Raw genomic sequence first — 18,330 nt, 5'->3', positions numbered from 1 at the left:
ATCCCACGGGCCCGCAGGGTGTGGTCATGGAGCACACGACCACCCCTGCGGGCCCGCCCCATGTCCTGATCATCGTGCAGAACCTGCCGGTCCCGCTGGACCGTCGGGTGTGGCTGGAGTGCCAGGCCCTGCGGGCCGCCGGGTACGACGTGTCGGTGATCTGCCCGAAGGGTCCCGGAGACCCCGCGCGCGAGCGGATCGACGGCGTACGCGTGTTCAAGTACCGCCCGGCCCCCGAGGCCTCCGGTGCGCTGGGCTACCTCGTCGAGTTCGTCTACAGCTGGGTGCGCACCGCGCTGCTCTCGCGCAAGGTCTGGCGCGAGCAGCCCTTCCAGCTGCTGCAGGCCTGCAACCCGCCGGACACCTACTGGGCGCTGGCCCGGCTGTGGAAGCGCCGCGGGGTCCGGTTCGTCTACGACCAGCACGACCTCAACCCGGAGCTGTTCCTCTCCCGGTTCGGCGAGCCGACCGGCCGCACGAGCCGCGCCCAGCTGGGCCTGCTGCGCTGGCTGGAGTGGATGACCTACCGCACCGCCGACCACGTCGTCTCCACGAACCGCTCCTACCAGCGGGTGGCCATGCAGCGCGGCCGGCGCAGCGCCGCCGACGTCACCGTGGTCCGCAGCGGCCCGGACACGCAGACGATGCGCCCGGTGCTGCCCCGGCCGGACGCCGCGCCCGGTGGCCGGCACCGCCTGGCCTACCTCGGGGTGATGGGGCCGCAGGACAACGTCGACGTCGTCCTGGAGGTCGTCCACGAGCTCGTGCACGTTCGCGGCCGCTCCGACGTCGAGGCGGTGCTGATGGGCTTCGGCGACTGCTACGACGACCTGGTACGACGCAGCAGCGAGCTCGGTCTCGACGACGTGGTGACCTTCACCGGCCGGGTCGGGCTGCCGGTGATCGCCGAGCAGCTGAGCGCCTCCGCCGTCGGGCTGTGCCCCGACCGCAAGACGCCGCTCAACGACGTCTCGACCATGAACAAGACGATGGAGTACATGGCCTACGCCCTCCCGTCGGTCGCCTTCGACCTCGTCGAGACCCGGGTCTCCGGCGCGGACGCCTGCCTCTACGTGGCCTCCGGCGACGTGATGGCCTTCGCCGATGCCGTGGAGCGGATCCTCGACGACCCCGAGCTGCGCTGCCGGATGGCGCGCACCGCCCGCACCCGGGTCAGCGAGGAGCTCGACTGGCGTCCCCAGGCGGCGGCGTACGTCGGGGTCTACGACCGGCTGACCGGCCGCGACCTCCAGCAGATCCCGCGCGACGCCGGCGTCCCCGACTTCGTCGACGTGGACTCCGAGGAGGAGCTGACCCGCTTCGTCCTCGCCCGCGGGCCGCTGCCCCCCGCTCAGCGCGACCACGCCCTCGGCGCCTGACCGACCCCCACCCGGCCCGGATGACGTCCTCGGACGTCATCCGGGTTGGTCGCTGTGGGGACCGGGTCGTACGACGTCCGGTCGGCCGTCGATCGTCAGCGCACGACGCTCGGCGACCACGCCTGCTCGATGAGCACCGCGGGCTCCGCGTCGGGGGCGACGTCGAGCGACCAGACGTCGCTGACGCCGGCCGCGTCGGTGCGGGGGACGCCGTAGAGCACGGTGTCGTCGTCGAGCCACTCCAGCTGGTCGTCGACGCTGCGCTCCTCGCCGGTGAGCACGGTGCGCTCCCCGGTGGCGAGGTCGAGGACGGCGGGGGTCCAGCGGCGGCCGTCGCCGCGGCGGTCGGCCTGCTTGAACGCGACCCGGGTGCCGTCGGGGGAGAGCGACGGGCACTCCACGTCGGCGGCGACGGTCTCGATGGTGCGGGTCTCCAGGTCGCCGCGGGCCAGGTAGGTGCGCCCGCGGCTGGAGACGGTGACGTAGAAGGTGCGGTCGTCGTCGGCGAAGGTGACGCCCCACAGGTTGCGATCGCGCGGCGCGGCCTTCCGGCCGTCGATCTCCAGCGCGAACTCCTCGAGGTTGCCGAGGCTCTCTCCGCCGACGCGGCGGATCTCGGTGGCCGTGGAGAACCCGTGGGAGAGATAGGAGTGCCCGCTCACGAACGCCGTCGTCGCCACCAGCGTGCCGTCGTCGGACAGCCGGGTGCGGCTCGGCAGTCCGGGCAGCGGCGCGGAGCCGGTCTCGGCCCACGCGTCGTCGAGCTCGAAGGCGTCGTACGACGTGACGACGCCGCGGCCGGTCCGCAGGCAGGAGCGGGTCGTGGCCGTGGCGTCGACGCGGTCGCACGCGACGTCGGTGAACGCGCGCGCGCCGGACGGGTCGCCGAGCGGGACCGTCGCGACCACGCCGTACTCCTGGTCGACGCCGGTGTGCCGGAACGCGATGAACGGGCCGGACGCGGCGGCACTCGGCACGGCGGTCGGGACGCTCGGTGGCGTGCGCTCGCGTGCCTCGTTGTCGGCGCGCTCGTGGAGGGCGTACGCCGTGCTGCCGCCCAGCACCGCCACGCTGAGCCCGGCGAACGCCGCCAGTCGGACGCGGCCGTTCATCCGGCCCGTCCCGGCCTCAGCACCCGGAGGGCGGGCGGGACCACGACGACCAGCGCCGCCGCCACCCCGAGCAGCGCGGCGGTGGGGCCGACGACCAGCCACAGCACCCCGAAGCCGACGGCGGCGACCAGGCGGGCGAGCGCGACGGCGGTCTGGGCCAGGGCGATGCCGCTCGCGCGCACCCGCTCCGAGACGGCCTGCCCCGCGACCGCCGAGAGCACGCCGTCGGTGGCGGCGTAGAACAGGCCGAGCAGCAGCACGGTCGCGAGCGTGCCCGCGACCACCGAGCGGTCGGCGAGCAGCGTCGCGCAGACGTACGCCGCGGCGAGCGCCAGGTGCCCGAGCACCAGCACCCGGGCGCGCCCGAACCGGTCGGCGAGCCGGCCCAGCGGCAGCGCGAGCAGGAGGTACGACGCGCTGGTGGCGACGTACAGGACCGGGAACCAGTGCGCGGCGAAGCCGCCGGAGTCCAGCAGCACCAGGTACACGAAGCCGTCGCCGACGGTCAGCAGCCCGAGGACGCCCGCCACCGCGGTCACCCGGAGCAGCTCCGGCGTCGGGACCTCGCGCCAGCGCACCCGGTCGGCGCGCGGGGCGGGCTCGGGTGCGGGCCGGGCGACGGCCCCGGCGTTCGCCGGCACGAACAGCGCCAGCAGCGCCACGCCGAGCACGGCGAACGCGAGCGAGAGGACCATCACCGAGCGGTAGCCGCCCGGGATCAGCCAGAGCACGACGAAGGCGAGCACCGGCCCCAGGAACGCGCCGACGGCGTCCAGGGAGCGGTGCAGCCCGAAGGCCCGGCCGAGGTGCTCGGGCTCGGCGTCGGCCGCGATCATCGCGTCGCGCGGCGCCGTGCGGATCCCCTTGCCGACCCGGTCGGCGGTGATGACCGCCGAGATCGCGCCGAGGCCGGAGACGAGGGGCAGCAGCACGCGGGAGACCGCGGAGGCGGCGTACCCGCTCAGCGCGACCCACTTGGGGCGACCGGTGCGGTCGGAGACCCAGCCGGCGCCGATCCGCACCAGCGCGCTGACGCCCTGGTAGAGCCCCTCGACCACGCCGTACGCCGCGGGGGAGAGCCCCACGACGACGGCGAGGTAGAGCGGCAGGATCGCGGAGACGGACTCCGAGGAGATGTCGGTGAGCAGGCTGACGAATCCGAGCACCAGGACCGTGCGGCCGACGGGCCGGCCGGATGTCGCGGAGCCGTCGGCCCCGGGGGCCGAGGTGCCGGTGGGTGCGTCCGTCTCAGTGGAGGGGTCAGTCGACGGGTCGGCCGCGGGGCCGGCGCCGGGCCGGTCCCGCAGGGAGAGGTACACGGCCGCTCACCGGGACCAGGACCGGTGGTGGACGGAAGGGACCCGGCCGGGGCAGCTTCCCGGCCGGTCCGGCCGGATCCCTCTCCGTGCCCCCAGCACAGCGCATGTGCCGGCGGCCCGGAGCCGGTGGCCGCGCGGTTCCCCGAAATCGGGGAGCCGGCGGCCGCGGAGGGGTGCGCTCACGTCACGACACCCGGTGGACGGTCGGGGGCTGCCACTCCAGGCTGAAGGCCAGACCCACCGCGGCGAGCTGCGAGCTCACCTCGAGCTTCGCGAGGATCGACTTCACCTGCGTGCGCACGGTCGCCTCGGAGACGACGCTGAGCCGGGCGATGTCGCGCACGGGGTGTCCGGCCATCAGGTGGCCCAGCACCTCCCGCTCGCGCGCCGTGAGCTCCTCGAGCCGGCGCCGGCGCTCCTGCCGGTCCTGCCGCTCCCGGTGCCACAGGGCGAGCAGCTCCTCGCGCTCCTGGACGTCCATCACCGGAAGCCCGTGGTTGATCCGGCGCACCACGGCCAGGATCTCCTGCAGCGGCTGGGCCTTCGACATCGTCTTGCGCGCCCCGTAGCGGACGCACTCGCCCCAGCGGGCGCGGTCGAGCGACGCGGTGACGACCACGACGTTGGCGCCCATCCGGGCGATCGGGTTGATCAGCCGGGTGCCGTCGCCGAACGTGCCGAGGTCCAGGTCGAGCAGGACGATGCGCGGTCGCACCCGGGCGATGCTGGCCAGCAGGCTCGCGGTCGTGGTGGCCGACGACGGTACGGCGAGCCGCTGGACGTCGTACCCCTCGATCGACAGGGCGATCTCCAGGGACTCGGCGAAGAGCGTGTGGTCCTCGACGATGAGGGTCCGGGTGCCGGTGCTGCCTCGCGTCATGATCCGACCCTCTCCAGCGACGGGAGCGTGATGACGAAGGTCGAGCCGACCTCCGAGGGCACCAGCTCCAGCGAGGCGTCCGAGTCGTGGAGCCGTCGTCTGGCCAGGTGCAGCCCGAGGCCCTGGCCGTGCGAGTCGTCGCCGTGCCGACCCCAGACGAACAGGTCCTCGCGGACCTCCGGGGCGACCCCCGGGCCGTCGTCCGAGACCACGATCTCGATCTGCTCGCCCTCGGTCCGCGCCTGGAGCCGGGTGGCCGCCGACGGCGCGTGCTTGCGGGCGTTGTCGAGCAGGATGTTCACCGCCTCGGCGACGTCGTCGGCGTTGCCGTAGGCGCTCAGCCCGCTCGGGGTCCAGGTCACCGGGTGGTCCACCGCCTCCTGGGCCACGACCAGCGGGGTGAGGACCTCGTCGAGGTCGACGACCTCGCGGTCGGTGTCGGTCGTCGGCGAGAGCGTGTCGCGCTCGGGGACCGCGAGCCCGATGGGGGCCTCGGGCGGGGGCGACAGCGGAGCCACCTGGCTCGTCTGCTGGTCGCGCTGCTTCATGAGCAGCCGGGCCAGCCGCGCCGACTCGCGCTCGAGCATCTGCTCCAGGCGCACCTGGTGGGGTGCGGTGAGGTCGACGCGGCGCCGGATCAGGCTGGAGGCGGACGCGATGCCCGCGATGCTGTTGGTGATCTCGTGCAGCCGGGCCCGCTGCTCGTTCAGCCGGCCCTCGGCCTCGGCGAGCTGCTCGCTGACGCGCTCCAGCCGGGTGATCTGGGACCAGACGGTCATCCGCAGGGTCCCGGCCGTGACGCCGACCAGCAGGACCGTGGCGGCAACGCCGCTGGCGACCGTGATCATCCCGGTGAGGGCGGTGTCCGTGGGCTGGCAGGTGGCCGCGCGGTTGACCATGAACAGCAGGACGGCGGCCGTCATCCGAGCGGTCGCCCAGGCGGGCAGGCCCCGGGTGCGGGAGAGCCGGAGCGCGATCGCGATGCCGGCGAGGGCGGTGCCGGCGTGCAGCACGAGCATCAGCCGGCCGGAGAGGTCCAGGGCGGGGATCCGCTCGAGGAGCCGCAGGTGCGCCACCGTCAGGACCAGGCCGGCCAGGAGCCCCACGCCCAAGGGGTCGACCCGCCACCGCGCCCGGAAGGGCGCCCGGGCCAGGGAGAGCAGGACGAGCACGAGCACGATGTCCGCGAGCTCGATGAGGCTGCCCCGCTTCAGGAAGCCGTCGGGGCCGCCGAGGCGGATGATCGCCAGGCTGAGGCTCTGCACGCCCAGCAGGGCGATGCCCAGGCTGAGCCAGGCGTAGATCCGGTCGCCGACGACCTTGTACTGGACGTAGAGGGCCGCCGCCGCCAGCAGGACCAGCGGCGCGATGGTCAGCTGGCTGGCCGTGGCGGCGGCGCTCCAGGAGCGGACCCCCTCGTCCAGGCACCACATGAGTGCGGGCGGCGTGGCCGCCAGCGCGACGATCAGGGCGCTACCGCGCCAGTTCCAACTCTCCCCCGGATACCGCATCGTGGCCATGTGTCCCCTCGCAAGACCTGTTGGCTTCCGGGCCGGCCGGAACCCACCTGATCCGGGAGTCGTGCGGCTCCCGGGTCTCCCTTGACGGGCCGTGTCCTCGACCCCCCGTGTCCTCGTGGACGTCCCGATCCGTTCCACGACAAGGAACGTAGGACGGGGCACGGGGGGGAGACAGTCATTCGGAGCCGGATACCACAATTTGATTAGGTGTGGGTGACATGACGCGCCGAGCCGGTCTGGACGTCCGGATATCAGGATCTACGGATGTCTGTTAAGAGGCATCCCCAATTTACGTGGTCGTCGACGGCCGTTCGTCTGACCTGGTCACCCATCCTGGGCATCGGGCCGCGGCGACGGTGCTTCCGCGGCCCGTAGAATCGCCCGAGTCCACCCCCTGTCATCCGTGACCGGGGGCTGCCGTGTTGTGCCACCCCTCTCGAGGAGCTCCCCGTGTCCAGCGTCGTGTCCCCTCCCCGCTCGGCCGCCCTCGCGGAGCTGGCCGACGCCGTCCTCGCCGACGCGACGCTCAGCGGCGCCCTCGACGACGCCCGCGGGGCACTGGTCTCCGCGCTCGACCTCACCGCCCCCGAGGCGATGCGTCCGTTCGTGGTCGCGGGCCTGGTCCGCGCCGGCCGCACGGTCCTGGCGGTGACGGCGACCTCCCGCGAGGCCGAGGACCTCACCGCCGCGCTCGCCGACCTGGTCGACCCCGCCACCGTCGCGTACTACCCGAGCTGGGAGACGCTGCCGCACGAGCGGCTCAGCCCCCGCAGCGACACCGTCGGGCGTCGCCTCGCCGTGCTGCGGCGCCTGTGCCACCCCGGGACCGATGCGTCGAACGGCCCGCTGCAGGTGGTCGTCGCGCCGGTGCGCTCGCTCCTGCAGCCGCAGGTCAAGGGCCTCGGCGACCTGGAGCCGGTCGAGCTCGTGCCGGGCCAGACGGCCGCCCTCGAGGACGTCGTACGACGGCTCGCGGACGCGGCGTACTCGCGCGTCGACCTGGTGGAGAAGCGCGGCGAGTTCGCGGTCCGCGGCGGCATCGTCGACGTCTTCCCGCCGACCGAGGAGCACCCGCTCCGGGTGGAGTTCTGGGGCGACGACGTCGAGGGGATCCGCTCGTTCTCGGTCGCCGACCAGCGCACCCACGAGTCGGTCGAGCGGCTGTGGGCGCCGCCGTGCCGCGAGCTGCTGCTCACCGACGAGGTGCGCGTCCGCGCGGCCGAGCTCGGGCGCAGCCACCCGCAGCTGCTCGAGCTCACCGACAAGATCGCCGCCGGCATCGCGGTCGAGGGGATGGAGTCGCTGGCCCCCGTGCTCGTCGACGAGATGGAGCTGCTGGTCGACCTGCTGCCGACCGACACCCACGTGCTGGTCCTCGACCCCGAGCGGGCGCGCAGCCGCGCCCACGACCTGGTCGCCACCAGCGAGGAGTTCCTGGGCGCGAGCTGGGCCGCCGCGGCCGGTGGGGGTACGGCGCCGATCGACCTGGGCGCGGCGTCGTACCGCTCGTTGGGCGACGTGCGCGACCACTCCCTGGGCCAGTCCAAGGCGTGGTGGACGGTCAGCCCGTTCGGGCTCGACGTGGACGAGGGAGACCGGGTGCTGCCGATGCGCCCGGTCGACGCGTACCGCGGCGACGTCGAGAAGGCGATCAAGGACCTCGACGCGTGGCGCGGCGACGGCTACCGCACGGTCGTGCTCCACCTGGGCCACGGCCCCGCGGAGCGGCTGGTCGAGGTGCTCGGCGAGCGCGACGTCCCGGCCGCGCTCGACGGGGACCTCACGCTCGGCACGATCACCGTCACCTGCGGCTCGCTGACCCAGGGCTTCGTCGACGACACCAACAAGCTGGTCCTCGTCACCGGCGAGGACATCTCCGGCCAGAAGGCCTCCACGCGCGACATGCGCAAGATGCCGGCGCGGCGCAAGAAGCAGATCGACCCGCTCGAGCTCTCGGCCGGCGACTTCGTCGTCCACGAGCAGCACGGCGTCGGCCGGTTCGTGGAGATGAAGCAGCGCGAGGTCGGGGGAGCGGTGCGCGAGTACCTCGTCCTCGAGTACGGCGCCTCCAAGCGCGGCGGCCCGCCGGACCGGCTCTACGTCCCCGCCGACGCGCTCGACCAGGTCACCCGGTACGTCGGCGGCGAGCAGCCCAGCCTCGACCGGCTCGGCGGCGCCGACTGGAGCAAGCGCAAGAACAAGGCGCGCAAGGCCGTGCGCGAGATCGCCGCCGAGCTGATCAAGCTGTACGCCGCCCGGCAGGCCACCAAGGGCTACGCGTTCGGCCCGGACACCCCGTGGCAGCGCGAGCTCGAGGACGCGTTCCCGTTCACCGAGACCCCCGACCAGCTGACGACGGTCGAGGAGGTCAAGGGCGACATGCGCCAGGTCGTGCCGATGGACCGGCTGGTCTGCGGCGACGTCGGCTACGGCAAGACGGAGATCGCCGTACGGGCGGCGTTCAAGGCGGTCCAGGACGGCAAGCAGGTCGCCGTACTCGTGCCGACGACGCTGCTGGTCACCCAGCACCTCTCCACCTTCGCCGAGCGGATGAGCGGCTTCCCCGTCGTGCTGAAGGCGCTGAGCCGCTTCCAGACCGACAAGGAGGCCAAGGAGGTGATGGCCGGCGTCGCCGAGGGCTCGATCGACATCGTCGTCGGCACCCACCGGCTGCTGAACCCCGACATCCGGTTCAAGGACCTCGGGCTGATCATCGTCGACGAGGAGCAGCGCTTCGGCGTCGAGCACAAGGAGCAGATGAAGCGGCTGCGCACCTCCGTCGACGTACTGTCGATGAGCGCGACGCCGATCCCGCGCACCCTGGAGATGGCGATCACCGGCATCCGCGAGATGTCGACGATCACCACCCCGCCCGAGGAGCGGCACCCGGTGCTGACGTACGTCGGCGCCTACGAGGACCGGCAGGTGATCGCGGCGATCCGGCGCGAGCTGCTGCGCGAGGGTCAGGTCTTCTACATCCACAACCGGGTCAACTCGATCGAGAAGGCGGCCGGGAAGCTCAAGGAACTGGTGCCGGAGGCGCGGGTCGCGACAGCCCACGGCCAGATGAACGAGAAGCAGCTCGAGCAGGTGATGCTCGACTTCTGGGAGAAGCGCTTCGACGTCCTGGTCTGCACGACGCTGGTCGAGTCCGGCCTCGACGTGTCCAACGCCAACACGATGATCATCGAGCGCTCCGACACGCTCGGCCTCAGCCAGCTGCACCAGCTGCGCGGGCGGGTCGGCCGGTCGCGCGAGCGGGCGTACGCCTACTTCCTCTACCCGGCGGAGAAGCCGCTCACCGAGACCGCCCATGAGCGGCTCGCGACGCTGGCCCAGCACTCCGACCTCGGCGGCGGCATGGCGATCGCCATGAAGGACCTGGAGATCCGCGGCGCCGGCAACCTGCTCGGCGGCGAGCAGTCCGGTCACATCGCCGACGTCGGCTTCGACCTCTACGTCCGGCTGGTCGGCGAGGCCGTCCACGAGTTCAAGGGCGAAGGCGAGCCGGAGCTCAACGAGGTGCGCATCGAACTGCCGGTCGACGCGCACCTGCCGCACGACTACATCCCCTCCGAGCGGCTGCGCCTGGAGATGTACAAGCGGCTCGCGGAGGTCCGCGCCAACGAGGACGTCGACCTGATCCGTGAGGAGATGCTCGACCGGTACGGCAACCCGCCCGAGGTCGTCGAGTCGCTGCTGCTGGTCGCCCGATTCCGCGCCCGCGCGCGCCAGGCCGGCGTCGGCGAGGTCACCATCGCCGGCAAGAACGTCCGCTTCGCGCCGGTCAGCCTGCCGGAGTCCCGCGTCGTACGCCTGATGCGCGTCTACCCGAAGTCGATCGTGAAGACCCAGGTCGACACCATCCTGGTGCCGCGCCCCCAGACCGCCCCCGTCGGCGGCCGCCCCATCGACGGCATCGCCCTGCTCCAGTGGGCCGCCGGCGTCATCGACGCGATCATCGACCCGCCCGACACCCCCCGCCCCTGACGCCGTACCGGTCATCGGGTCAGCAGCAGGCAGGTCAGCAGCAGGCAGGTCAGCAGCAATGTCGAGTCGGCAGAAGTTGCGTGTCCAGTCGGCAGAACTTCACGTCAGACCTGACTGCAAGTTCTGCCGACTCGGCGGGCAACTACTGCCGACTCGGCGGGCAAGTTCTGCTGACTCGGCGAGCGGGGGGTGAGGGGGGCCTGCTTCAATGGGGCCGCACTGTGATCGACGCCATGCCGGCCGGGCGCCGGGGCGTCCGCTGCCTCGACCTAGGAGCCTTCGTGAGCCTGCGCCGTCCGCTCGTCGCCGTCCTCGCCGTGTCCGTGCTCGCGCTCACCGGGTGCGGCGTGACCGCCACCGGGGTGCACCCGGGGCAGGCCAGCAGCGTCAACGGCGAGACGATCTCGATCATCGAGGTCGACGACGTCGCCGCCAGCGCTTGCGCGGTGCTCAAGTCCGACCCACGGTTCGCCGGGCAGGTCCTCGCCGGGTCGGCGGTCCGCAACGCCGCGCAGCGCAGCCTCACCCTGCGGGCGATGGCCGACCAGCTCCTCGAGGACTTCGACGTCACCCTGCCCACCACCGTCTCCGACGGCTCCGAGGACTACCGCTCGACGTACGGCAACGCCGACCCCGCCGACGTCGAGACCGCCGAGCCGGTGTTCACCGCCGACCAGTACTTCACCAACGTGCTCGTCGCCATCGGCACCGAGGAGGTCGGCGCGGACGCGGGCCAGGAGGCGATCATCACCGCCGGGGTCGAGCAGGTGCGCGCCTGGCAGGCCGACGCCGACATCCAGACGAACCCCCTCTTCGAGGCCGTGGAGATCGGCGAGACCCAGATCATCACCACGCGCGACGATCTCTCGGTGGCGACCACCGACTTCGCGGTGGAGGCGACCTCCGCCGAGGCCCCCGAGGGCTTTGCCGCCGATCTCCCGGAGTCGCAGCGCTGCGGTGGCTGACCCCCGCGACGAGGCCGCGACGAGCGGCGAGCCGCTCCTCGAGTTCCGCGAGGTGATGCGGCGACTGCGCGCCGAGTGCCCCTGGAAGGCCGAGCAGACGCACCGCTCGCTGGTCCGCTACCTCCTCGAGGAGACCCACGAGACGGTCGAGGCGATCGAGTCCGGCGACGCCGTCCACCTGCGCGAGGAGCTCGGCGACCTGCTGCTGCAGGTCTACTTCCATGCCGCGGTCGCCGAGCAGGACGGCGGCTTCACGATCGACGACGTCGCGCGCGACATCACCGCGAAGATGATCCGTCGCAACCCGCACGTCTTCGGCGACGCCGCGAGCGGTACGCCGAGCGAGATCAACGACGCGTGGCAGGCCATCAAGGCCGCCGAGAAGGACCGCTCGGACGTGACCGAGGGACTGCCCGCCTCCCTGCCCGCGCTGCTGTACGCCGACAAGGTCCTCGACCGGCTGGCGCGCGCGGGGCGGCCCGCCGTACCCGCGGGGGAGGGGATCGGGGAGCGGCTGCTCGCCCTGGTCGCCGAGGCGCACGCGGACGGGATCGATCCCGAGCAGGCGCTCCGCGACGCCGTACGCCGGCTGGTGTGAGCGTGTCGTGAGGAGGCCGGAGCCGCCGCGGTGGGTCCGGGGGCCGGTCGCGGCCGCGCTGCCGGGCGCGGTGCTCGCGTGGGTGGTGGCGGCCGCCGCGCTGACTCCCGCGCACGCCCTGCGCGGGGTGCACTCCTTCACGGGCACCGGGTACGACGACGGCGTCTACCTCGGCGCGTCCGTCCGGCTGCTGCACGGGGCGCTGCCCTGGCTCGACCACGACCTCCTGCACCCGCCCGGGATCGTCTGGCTGGGGCTCCCGTTCGCCGCGCTCGGCGAACTTACGGACGCCTCGACCGGGCTGGCGGCGGCCCGGATCGCGACCGTGCTGGTCGCCGGGTCGAACGTCCTGCTCGCCGGCGCGGTCGTACGCAGCCGGGGACGTCTGGCGGTGTTCGTGACGGCGACGACGTTCGCCCTGATGCCCACGTCGTACGCCGCCACACAGACCTTCCTCCTGGAGCCCTACCTGGTGCTGTTCGGCCTGGCCGGGCTGGCGCTGCTGACCAAGGACGGCGAGCCGGTGAGCGGGCGCCGGCTGGTGCTCGCCGGGGCGGCGGTCGGCGTCGGGACGGCGGTCAAGGTCTTCGGCGTCCTGGTGGCGCTCGGCGTGCTCCTGGCGCTGCTGCCGCGGTGGCGCGCGGTCCGCGGCTGGTCGCTGGGGGTGGTCCTCGGGTTCGCGGTCCTCACCCTGCCGCTCGCGGTGGCCGCGCCGGGACGGTTCCTCCACGACGTCGTGCTGGTCCAGCTGCGCCGCGACGTCGACCAGGGCGCCGACCTGCGCGACCGGCTGCCGGTGGTCCTCGGCCTGGAGGATCTGCCGGGCGGCCCGGCCGTCGGGTGGGCGCCGTGGCTGCTCGGCGGGTTCGTCGCGCTGGTCGCCCTCGGCGTCGCGCTCGACGCGCGCCGCGATCGCCTGACCCGGCTGCACGTGGTCACTGTGGTCACGGCCGCCGTGGTGCTGGCCGCGATGCTCCAGCCGCGCCAGTTCTTCGACCACTACGCCTACTTCCTCGTGGCCCTCCTGGTGCTGCCGGCGGGCCTCGCGGTCGCGGCCGTGTACGACGCGGTCGTCGACGGTGTGGGAGCGCGCAGATGGCCCGCGGTGGTGGTCGTCGCGACACTCCTCCTGGGCGCGGCCTGGTCACTTCCGGGGACGCTCGGCCGTGCCCGCGACTACACCGCGGCCAGTGCCGACCCCGGGCCGCTCGTCCGCAGCCTCGTCCCACGCGGCTCGTGCGTGGCCACGGACCTGACCACGACGCTGCTGGTCGCCGATCGGCTGGACGGCCCGCGGGCGTGCGACGTCCCCCTGGACCCCTACGGCCTCTGGTTCGCCGACAACGACTTCACCTCACCGCACACGGCGACGGCGTACCGGCCGGAGTTCGTGGCGCGGTGGCGGCGCTGGCTCGACGAGGCGGACTACGCCGTGCTCTCCGTGCCGTACAGCAACTTCATCCCGTGGACGCCGGAGCTCCGCGCCTGGTTCGACGCGCACTACGTGCTGGTGGGCAGTGCGCCCGCCACCTACGTCTACCTCCGGCTGCCGGTCGACCGGCCTGCCGGCTGAGCCGCCGTCAGTCGTACGACGGGGGCTCCACGTCGGCCATCGCCGGGTCGAGCTCCACGCCCCGGGCGAGGTGCTCCTCGGCGTCGGCCTTCTCGCCCAGCTCGAGCAGGGCGAAGCCGAGTCGCATGTGCGCCGCCGCCATCGTCTCCTCGACCGCCAGGACCCGCTCGTAGAGCTCGACCGCCGCGTCCAGGTCGTTCGACTCGGTCAGGATCGCCTTGTTGTAGAGCGCCGAGGTGAAGTCCTCGTCGGCCTCCAGCGCGGCGTCGTACCGCTCGAGCGCGAGCTCCTCGTCTCCGGCCTGCTGCGCGATGAGGCCGAGGTTGTAGTGGCCGTAGACGTTGCCGGGGTCGAGCGCCAGCACGTTCTCGAAGGTCGTCCGGGCCGCCGAGGCGTCGCCCGCGTTGAGCTGGTCCAGGCCCTGCTGGACCAGGGAGTCGGCCGCGCTGGCGCTGGCGGTCTCGCCCGCCTTCGCGTCGTCGGGCTCGTCGCCGCCGCACGCGCTCAGGACCACCACGAGCAGCAGGGACGCGGCCAGGCTCAGGCGACGCAGCGGCTTCGGCATGGGCCACACCCTAGGTGGCCCGCGCGGAACCGGTCATAGGGTGTCGCCCATGCGCGTCGGGCTCCACATGATCGTGAAGGACGAGGCGCAGGTCATCGAGCGCTGCCTGCGCACCGTCCGGCCGCACATCGCGTGGTGGGTCGTCAGCGACACCGGGTCGACCGACGGGACTCCGGACCTCGTCCGGCGGGCCCTCGCCGGCGTGTCCGGGGAGCTGGTCGAACGTCCCTGGGTGTCCTTCGGGCACAACCGGGACGAGGTCCTCCGGGCGGCCCGCGCCTCGCCGTACGCACGCCCCGGCGACTACACGCTGTGGATCGACGCCGACGACGAGCTCGTCGACGTACCCGAGCAGTGGCCGGCGCTCACCGCCGACGGCTACCAGCTCGAGGTCGCGTACGGCGCCAGCCGGTTCGGCCGGCTGCACCTGGTCCGCCTGGACCGGCCCTGGCGCTGGTCCGGTGTGCTGCACGAGCACCTGCACCTCGAGGACGCCCGCACCGACCGGATCGCGGCGCCGCGGATCCTCCAGCACCACGACGGGGCTCGCTCCCGCGATCCCGAGACCTACCGCCGGGACGCCTCGATCCTGGCCGACGAGCTGCGCACGAACCCGGGCGACCCGCGCACGCAGTTCTACCTCGCGCAGTCGTGGCGCGACGCCGGCGAGCACGAGCGCGCCCTCGACGCCTACCGCGTCCGGGCCGCCAACCGGGCCGGGTGGGAGCAGGAGCGCTGGTTCGCGCTGTTCCAGGTCGGCCGCTGCCTGGAGCTGCTCGGCCGGCCCGCCGCCGAGGTCGCCGACGCCTACCTGGAGGCCTACGCGGCCGACCCGCGGCGCAGCGAGCCGCTGGTCGACCTGGCGCGGGTCGAGCGGGAGCGCGGCCGTCACGAGGTCGCGGTCCTGTACGCCCGGGTCGCGACGACGATCCCGCTCCCGGCGCCGGACGCGCTGTTCGTGGACGCGGACTCCTACGCCTGGCGTGCCCACGACGAGCTGGCCGTGAGCTGCTTCTGGTCCGGCAGGTACGACGAGGGCCGCCCGGCGGCCGAGCACGCCCTCCGTGCCCGGCCCGACGACCCCCGGCTGCAGGCGAACCTGGAGCACTTCTCGGGCCGGTGAGGTCCCCGGGTAAGGGTTGTGCCGAAGCCCTACCCGAACCCCGGATCTTCACTACACTCCGGCCATGATCCCCCCTCGCCCACGGGTCACCGCCTCCCTGTCCCTCGCCTCGCTGGCCCTGGCCACGCTCGTCTCCGCGGGCGGTGCGACCGCGGCAGCGGCAGCGGCGCCGGAGGGGCGGGTCATCAGCGCCTGCTTCAGCGTCAAGACCGGCAAGATCCGGATCGTCAAGAACGTCCGTCAGTGCCGTCCCTCCGAGGACCACATCCGCTGGAAGCGCGGCTTCCGCAAGGCCGCCACCGGCCCGCAGGGTCCGCAGGGCACGGCCGGATCGGCGGGTCCCGCTGGAGCGCCCGGCGCGACGGGTGCCACGGGCGCGGCGGGGGCGACCGGCGCGGTCGGTGCCACGGGCGACACCGGCGCTGCTGGTCCGACGGGCGCGGCGGGTGCTACCGGCGCCGACGGCGCGACGGGTGCGACCGGTGCGGCCGGTGCCACGGGTGCTGTCGGAGCCACGGGGCCGATCGGCGCCACCGGACCCACCGGGCCGACGGGGGCGACCGGCGCCACCGGAGCCACGGGCGCAGCCGGTGTCGCCGGCCCGACCGGCGCCATCGGCATGGCGGGCGACATCGGGCCGACCGGGCCGACGGGTCCCACCGGGGCCACCGGCGCCACCGGAGCGACCGGCCTCGCCGGAACGGCCGGTGCCACCGGCGCGGCGGGCGGCGCGGGGAGCATCGGCCCGACGGGCGCCACCGGTCCGACCGGTGCCATGGGCCCGACGGGCGCCACCGGCCCGACGGGTGCCACCGGCGTCACGGGCGCGGCGGGCATCCCCGGTCCCACCGGAGCGACGGGGGAGGCGGGCGGTGAACCGGCCGTCCTGACCGCCTCGGTGAACGTGACACCCCTCAGCTCGACGAACTTCTTCTGGGCCAACCCGTCGGGTCCGGCCAGCGCCCAGGGGGGAAGCGCCGGTCCCGGAGGCTCGCCCCTCGGCATCACCGGCACGACGAACATCCACGTCTACGCGACGCTGGTGCCGGGCACCACCCTGGAGTCCATCCGGGTCCGCGGCCTCGCCAGCACCACCAGCGACCTCGGCACCGTGACCGCGCGTCTCTACACGGCCGACGCGACATCGACGTCGTACACGCAGGCGGCGTCCTGCCAGCTGACGAACGTGACCGGCTCGACCTCGCCGCGGATGTGCTCCGACTCGCCCAACGTCACCTTCGACGAGGACACCGTCGCCGTCTGGGTGATCGAGAGCAACGCTGCGACCGGGGGAGCGATGGGCCTGAGCCTGGAGGCCTCCTTCACGAGCTGACCCGCCGGGGAGTCGCCGCCTCGAGACGGGCGGCGACTCCGCAGGGTCGCGCTCAGCCGGCGAGCTTGACGACGGTGAGCTGCACGTCGCGGAAGTTCGCCTGCGTGCCACTCACGTAGCGCGGCCGGAAGATCGCTCCGTCGGTCACGGTGGTGACGAAGGTGACCGACCCGGTGACGGCGGCCGACGGGCTGGCCGCTGCCGGGAACGAGAGCTGGCTGCCCGGATGGGCGGTGTAGTCCGACGCGGTGTCCACCCACCAGATCGCCGTGGAGGTCGACTCCGAGCGCGCGGAGAGCGTCACCTGGTAGGTGCCGGCGGTCACGGAGAAGGCGTCGCCCTCGTTCGTCACGTCGCCGTGGGTGAGCGGCCCGGCGAAGGTCACCGTGTTGTTGGTGCCGGGGTTCGCGTTCGTCGCGTTCACGGTGCGGCCGTAGCCGTAGGACATCTCGGCTGTGCCCGCGGGCCCCGTCGGACCGGTCTCGCCGGTCGGGCCGGTCATGCCGTCGGCACCGGCGGGCCCGCAGGAGGCGTGGGGCGGGAAAAGGCGGAACGCGGCCGGGCGTCCGGCCGGGCGCGGCCTGCGCCGTACGCCGGACCCGGAGGTCTAGGCTGGCCGCGCATCCACTCGTCCTTCCTCAGGAGCAGTTCCTTGGCATCCATCGAAGCTGTCGGCGCGCGCGAGATCCTCGATTCGCGCGGCAACCCCACCGTCGAGGTCGAGGTCGTCCTCGACGACGGCTCGTTCGCCCGCGCGGCGGTCCCCAGCGGCGCCTCCACCGGCGCGTTCGAGGCGGTCGAGCTGCGCGACGGCGGCGACCGCTACCTCGGCAAGGGCGTCCAGAACGCCGTGGGCGGCGTCATCGACAAGATCGGCCCGGCGATCGAGGGCATCGACGCCGACGACCAGCGGCTGGTCGACCAGACGATGCTGTCGCTCGACGGCACCCCCAACAAGGCCGACCTCGGCGCCAACGCGATCCTCGGCGTCTCGCTCGCCGTCGCCCGCGCCGCGGCCGACTCCGCGCAGCTGCCGCTCTACCGGTACGTCGGCGGCCCCAACGCCCACGTGCTGCCGGTGCCGATGATGAACATCCTCAACGGTGGGTCGCACGCCGACTCCAACGTCGACATCCAGGAGTTCATGATCGCGCCGATCGGCGCCCCGACCTTCCGCGAGGCGCTGCGCCAGGGCACGGAGGTCTACCACGCGCTGAAGTCCGTGCTGAAGAAGAAGGGCCTGGCCACCGGCCTCGGCGACGAGGGCGGCTTCGCCCCCAACCTCGACTCCAACCGCGCCGCGCTCGACCTGATCGCCGAGGCGATCGGCAGCACCGGCCTGAAGCTCGGCACCGACATCGCGCTCGCGCTCGACGTGGCCGCGAGCGAGTTCTGCGAGAAGGGCACCTACACCTTCGAGGGCGGCTCGAAGTCGGCCGAGGAGATGACCGCCTACTACGCCGACCTCGTCGCGTCGTACCCCATCGTCTCGATCGAGGACCCGCTCGACGAGGACGACTGGGACGGCTGGAAGGCCATCACCGACCAGCTCGGCACGAAGACCCAGCTCGTCGGCGACGACCTGTTCGTCACCAACGTCGAGCGGCTGCAGCGCGGCATCACCGGCGGCCAGGCCAACGCGCTGCTCGTCAAGGTCAACCAGATCGGCTCGCTCACCGAGACCCTCGACTCCGTCGAGCTGGCGCACCGCAACGGCTACCGCTGCATGATGAGCCACCGCTCCGGCGAGACCGAGGACACCACCATCGCCGATCTCGCCGTCGCCACCAATTGCGGGCTGATCAAAGCCGGTGCACCGGCCCGGTCGGATCGAGTGGCCAAGTACAACCAGCTCCTCCGCATCGAGGAGCAGCTGGGGGAGGAGACCGCCGCCTACCTCGGTGGCGACGCCCTGGCCAACTCGGGTCGGCGCTCGTGAGCACCCGGATCGTGCGCCGATGAGTGACCGCGCC

General features: G+C 73.3%; 14 protein-coding genes. 8 read left to right on the top strand and 6 right to left on the bottom strand.

Annotation, left to right across the window (positions count from 1 at the left end; translation table 11 throughout):
* Nucleotides 1–26: 26 nt before the first annotated feature.
* Nucleotides 27–1,379 carry a glycosyltransferase family 4 protein gene (locus VMF51_RS14820; protein WP_325475220.1) on the top strand — a complete coding sequence of 451 codons (1,353 nt, stop codon included), beginning with the start codon at nt 27–29 and terminating at the stop codon, nt 1,377–1,379.
* Nucleotides 1,380–1,474: 95 nt separating this feature from the next.
* Here VMF51_RS14820 and VMF51_RS14815 read toward each other — a convergent pair whose 3' ends face one another.
* From VMF51_RS14815 to VMF51_RS14800, 4 genes are all read right to left on the bottom strand, one after another.
* Nucleotides 1,475–2,491 (bottom strand): hypothetical protein, encoded by a 1,017-nt coding sequence (locus VMF51_RS14815; RefSeq protein ID WP_325475219.1) that lies wholly within the window; start codon nt 2,489–2,491, stop codon nt 1,475–1,477.
* The gene (locus VMF51_RS14810; RefSeq protein ID WP_325475218.1) at nt 2,488–3,810 is read right to left on the bottom strand and encodes an MFS transporter; all 1,323 of its coding nucleotides are present in this window, start codon (nt 3,808–3,810) and stop codon (nt 2,488–2,490) included. The genes VMF51_RS14815 and VMF51_RS14810 overlap by 4 nt, the downstream gene beginning before the upstream one ends.
* 184 nt (nt 3,811–3,994) lie before the next feature.
* Nucleotides 3,995–4,690, bottom strand: coding sequence for a response regulator transcription factor (locus VMF51_RS14805; RefSeq protein WP_325475217.1), 696 nt, complete (start codon nt 4,688–4,690; stop codon nt 3,995–3,997).
* A complete protein-coding gene (locus VMF51_RS14800) occupies nt 4,687–6,210 on the bottom strand; it encodes a sensor histidine kinase (protein ID WP_325475216.1) in 1,524 nt (507 codons plus the stop codon). Before VMF51_RS14800 ends, VMF51_RS14805 begins: the two co-directional genes overlap by 4 nt.
* Before the next feature lie 450 nt (nt 6,211–6,660).
* Between VMF51_RS14800 and mfd the strand changes: the two genes are divergently transcribed.
* The 4 genes from mfd to VMF51_RS14780 all read left to right on the top strand — a co-directional run bounded on the left by mfd (nt 6,661) and on the right by VMF51_RS14780 (nt 13,336).
* Nucleotides 6,661–10,200, top strand: a complete 3,540-nt coding sequence (gene mfd, locus VMF51_RS14795; RefSeq protein ID WP_325475215.1) for a transcription-repair coupling factor — start codon at nt 6,661–6,663, stop codon at nt 10,198–10,200.
* 281 nt (nt 10,201–10,481) lie between these two features.
* Nucleotides 10,482–11,165: a hypothetical protein gene (locus tag VMF51_RS14790; protein ID WP_325475214.1), complete on the top strand. Its 684-nt coding sequence runs from the start codon at nt 10,482–10,484 to the stop codon at nt 11,163–11,165.
* Nucleotides 11,158–11,763, top strand: coding sequence for a MazG family protein (locus tag VMF51_RS14785; RefSeq protein ID WP_325475213.1), 606 nt, complete (start codon nt 11,158–11,160; stop codon nt 11,761–11,763). Before VMF51_RS14790 ends, VMF51_RS14785 begins: the two co-directional genes overlap by 8 nt.
* Before the next feature lie 7 nt (nt 11,764–11,770).
* Complete coding sequence (locus VMF51_RS14780; protein WP_325475212.1) at nt 11,771–13,336, top strand: glycosyltransferase 87 family protein; 1,566 nt, start codon at nt 11,771–11,773, stop codon at nt 13,334–13,336.
* A 7-nt stretch (nt 13,337–13,343) separates the two neighbouring features.
* Here the strand turns inward: VMF51_RS14780 and VMF51_RS14775 are convergent, their stop codons facing one another.
* Nucleotides 13,344–13,901: a tetratricopeptide repeat protein gene (locus tag VMF51_RS14775; RefSeq protein ID WP_325475211.1), complete on the bottom strand. Its 558-nt coding sequence runs from the start codon at nt 13,899–13,901 to the stop codon at nt 13,344–13,346.
* 49 nt (nt 13,902–13,950) lie between these two features.
* Here VMF51_RS14775 and VMF51_RS14770 point away from each other — a divergent pair, with 49 nt between their 5' ends.
* Nucleotides 13,951–15,024 carry a glycosyltransferase gene (locus VMF51_RS14770; RefSeq protein ID WP_325475210.1) on the top strand — a complete coding sequence of 358 codons (1,074 nt, stop codon included), beginning with the start codon at nt 13,951–13,953 and terminating at the stop codon, nt 15,022–15,024.
* 64 nt (nt 15,025–15,088) lie between these two features.
* Nucleotides 15,089–16,357, top strand: a complete 1,269-nt coding sequence (locus VMF51_RS14765) for a collagen-like protein (protein WP_325475209.1) — start codon at nt 15,089–15,091, stop codon at nt 16,355–16,357.
* A gap of 52 nt (nt 16,358–16,409) precedes the next feature.
* Here the strand turns inward: VMF51_RS14765 and VMF51_RS14760 are convergent, their stop codons facing one another.
* Nucleotides 16,410–16,859, bottom strand: a complete 450-nt coding sequence (locus VMF51_RS14760; RefSeq protein ID WP_325475208.1) for a hypothetical protein — start codon at nt 16,857–16,859, stop codon at nt 16,410–16,412.
* Nucleotides 16,860–17,009: 150 nt separating this feature from the next.
* Between VMF51_RS14760 and eno the strand changes: the two genes are divergently transcribed.
* On the top strand, nt 17,010–18,296 hold the full coding sequence (gene eno, locus VMF51_RS14755) for a phosphopyruvate hydratase (protein WP_325475207.1): 1,287 nt from the start codon (nt 17,010–17,012) through the stop codon (nt 18,294–18,296).
* Nucleotides 18,297–18,330 lie beyond the last annotated feature (34 nt).

This window comes from Nocardioides sp., from assembly GCF_035503875.1.
GTDB lineage: Bacteria > Actinomycetota > Actinomycetes > Propionibacteriales > Nocardioidaceae > Nocardioides.
This window is presented reverse-complemented; position numbering and strand designations above follow the sequence as displayed.

What these genes read in the sequence shown, in the direction of transcription:
- VMF51_RS14775 (WP_325475211.1), bottom strand. Translation starts at nt 13,901, where the DNA reads ATGCCGAAGCCGCTGCGTCGCCTGAGCCTGGCCGCGTCCCTGCTGCTC.
- VMF51_RS14770 (WP_325475210.1), top strand. Translation starts at nt 13,951, where the DNA reads ATGCGCGTCGGGCTCCACATGATCGTGAAGGACGAGGCGCAGGTCATC.
- VMF51_RS14805 (WP_325475217.1), bottom strand. Translation starts at nt 4,690, where the DNA reads ATGACGCGAGGCAGCACCGGCACCCGGACCCTCATCGTCGAGGACCAC.
- VMF51_RS14800 (WP_325475216.1), bottom strand. Translation starts at nt 6,210, where the DNA reads ATGGCCACGATGCGGTATCCGGGGGAGAGTTGGAACTGGCGCGGTAGC.
- VMF51_RS14765 (WP_325475209.1), top strand. Translation starts at nt 15,089, where the DNA reads ATGATCCCCCCTCGCCCACGGGTCACCGCCTCCCTGTCCCTCGCCTCG.
- VMF51_RS14760 (WP_325475208.1), bottom strand. Translation starts at nt 16,859, where the DNA reads ATGACCGGCCCGACCGGCGAGACCGGTCCGACGGGGCCCGCGGGCACA.
- VMF51_RS14815 (WP_325475219.1), bottom strand. Translation starts at nt 2,491, where the DNA reads ATGAACGGCCGCGTCCGACTGGCGGCGTTCGCCGGGCTCAGCGTGGCG.
- VMF51_RS14820 (WP_325475220.1), top strand. Translation starts at nt 27, where the DNA reads ATGGAGCACACGACCACCCCTGCGGGCCCGCCCCATGTCCTGATCATC.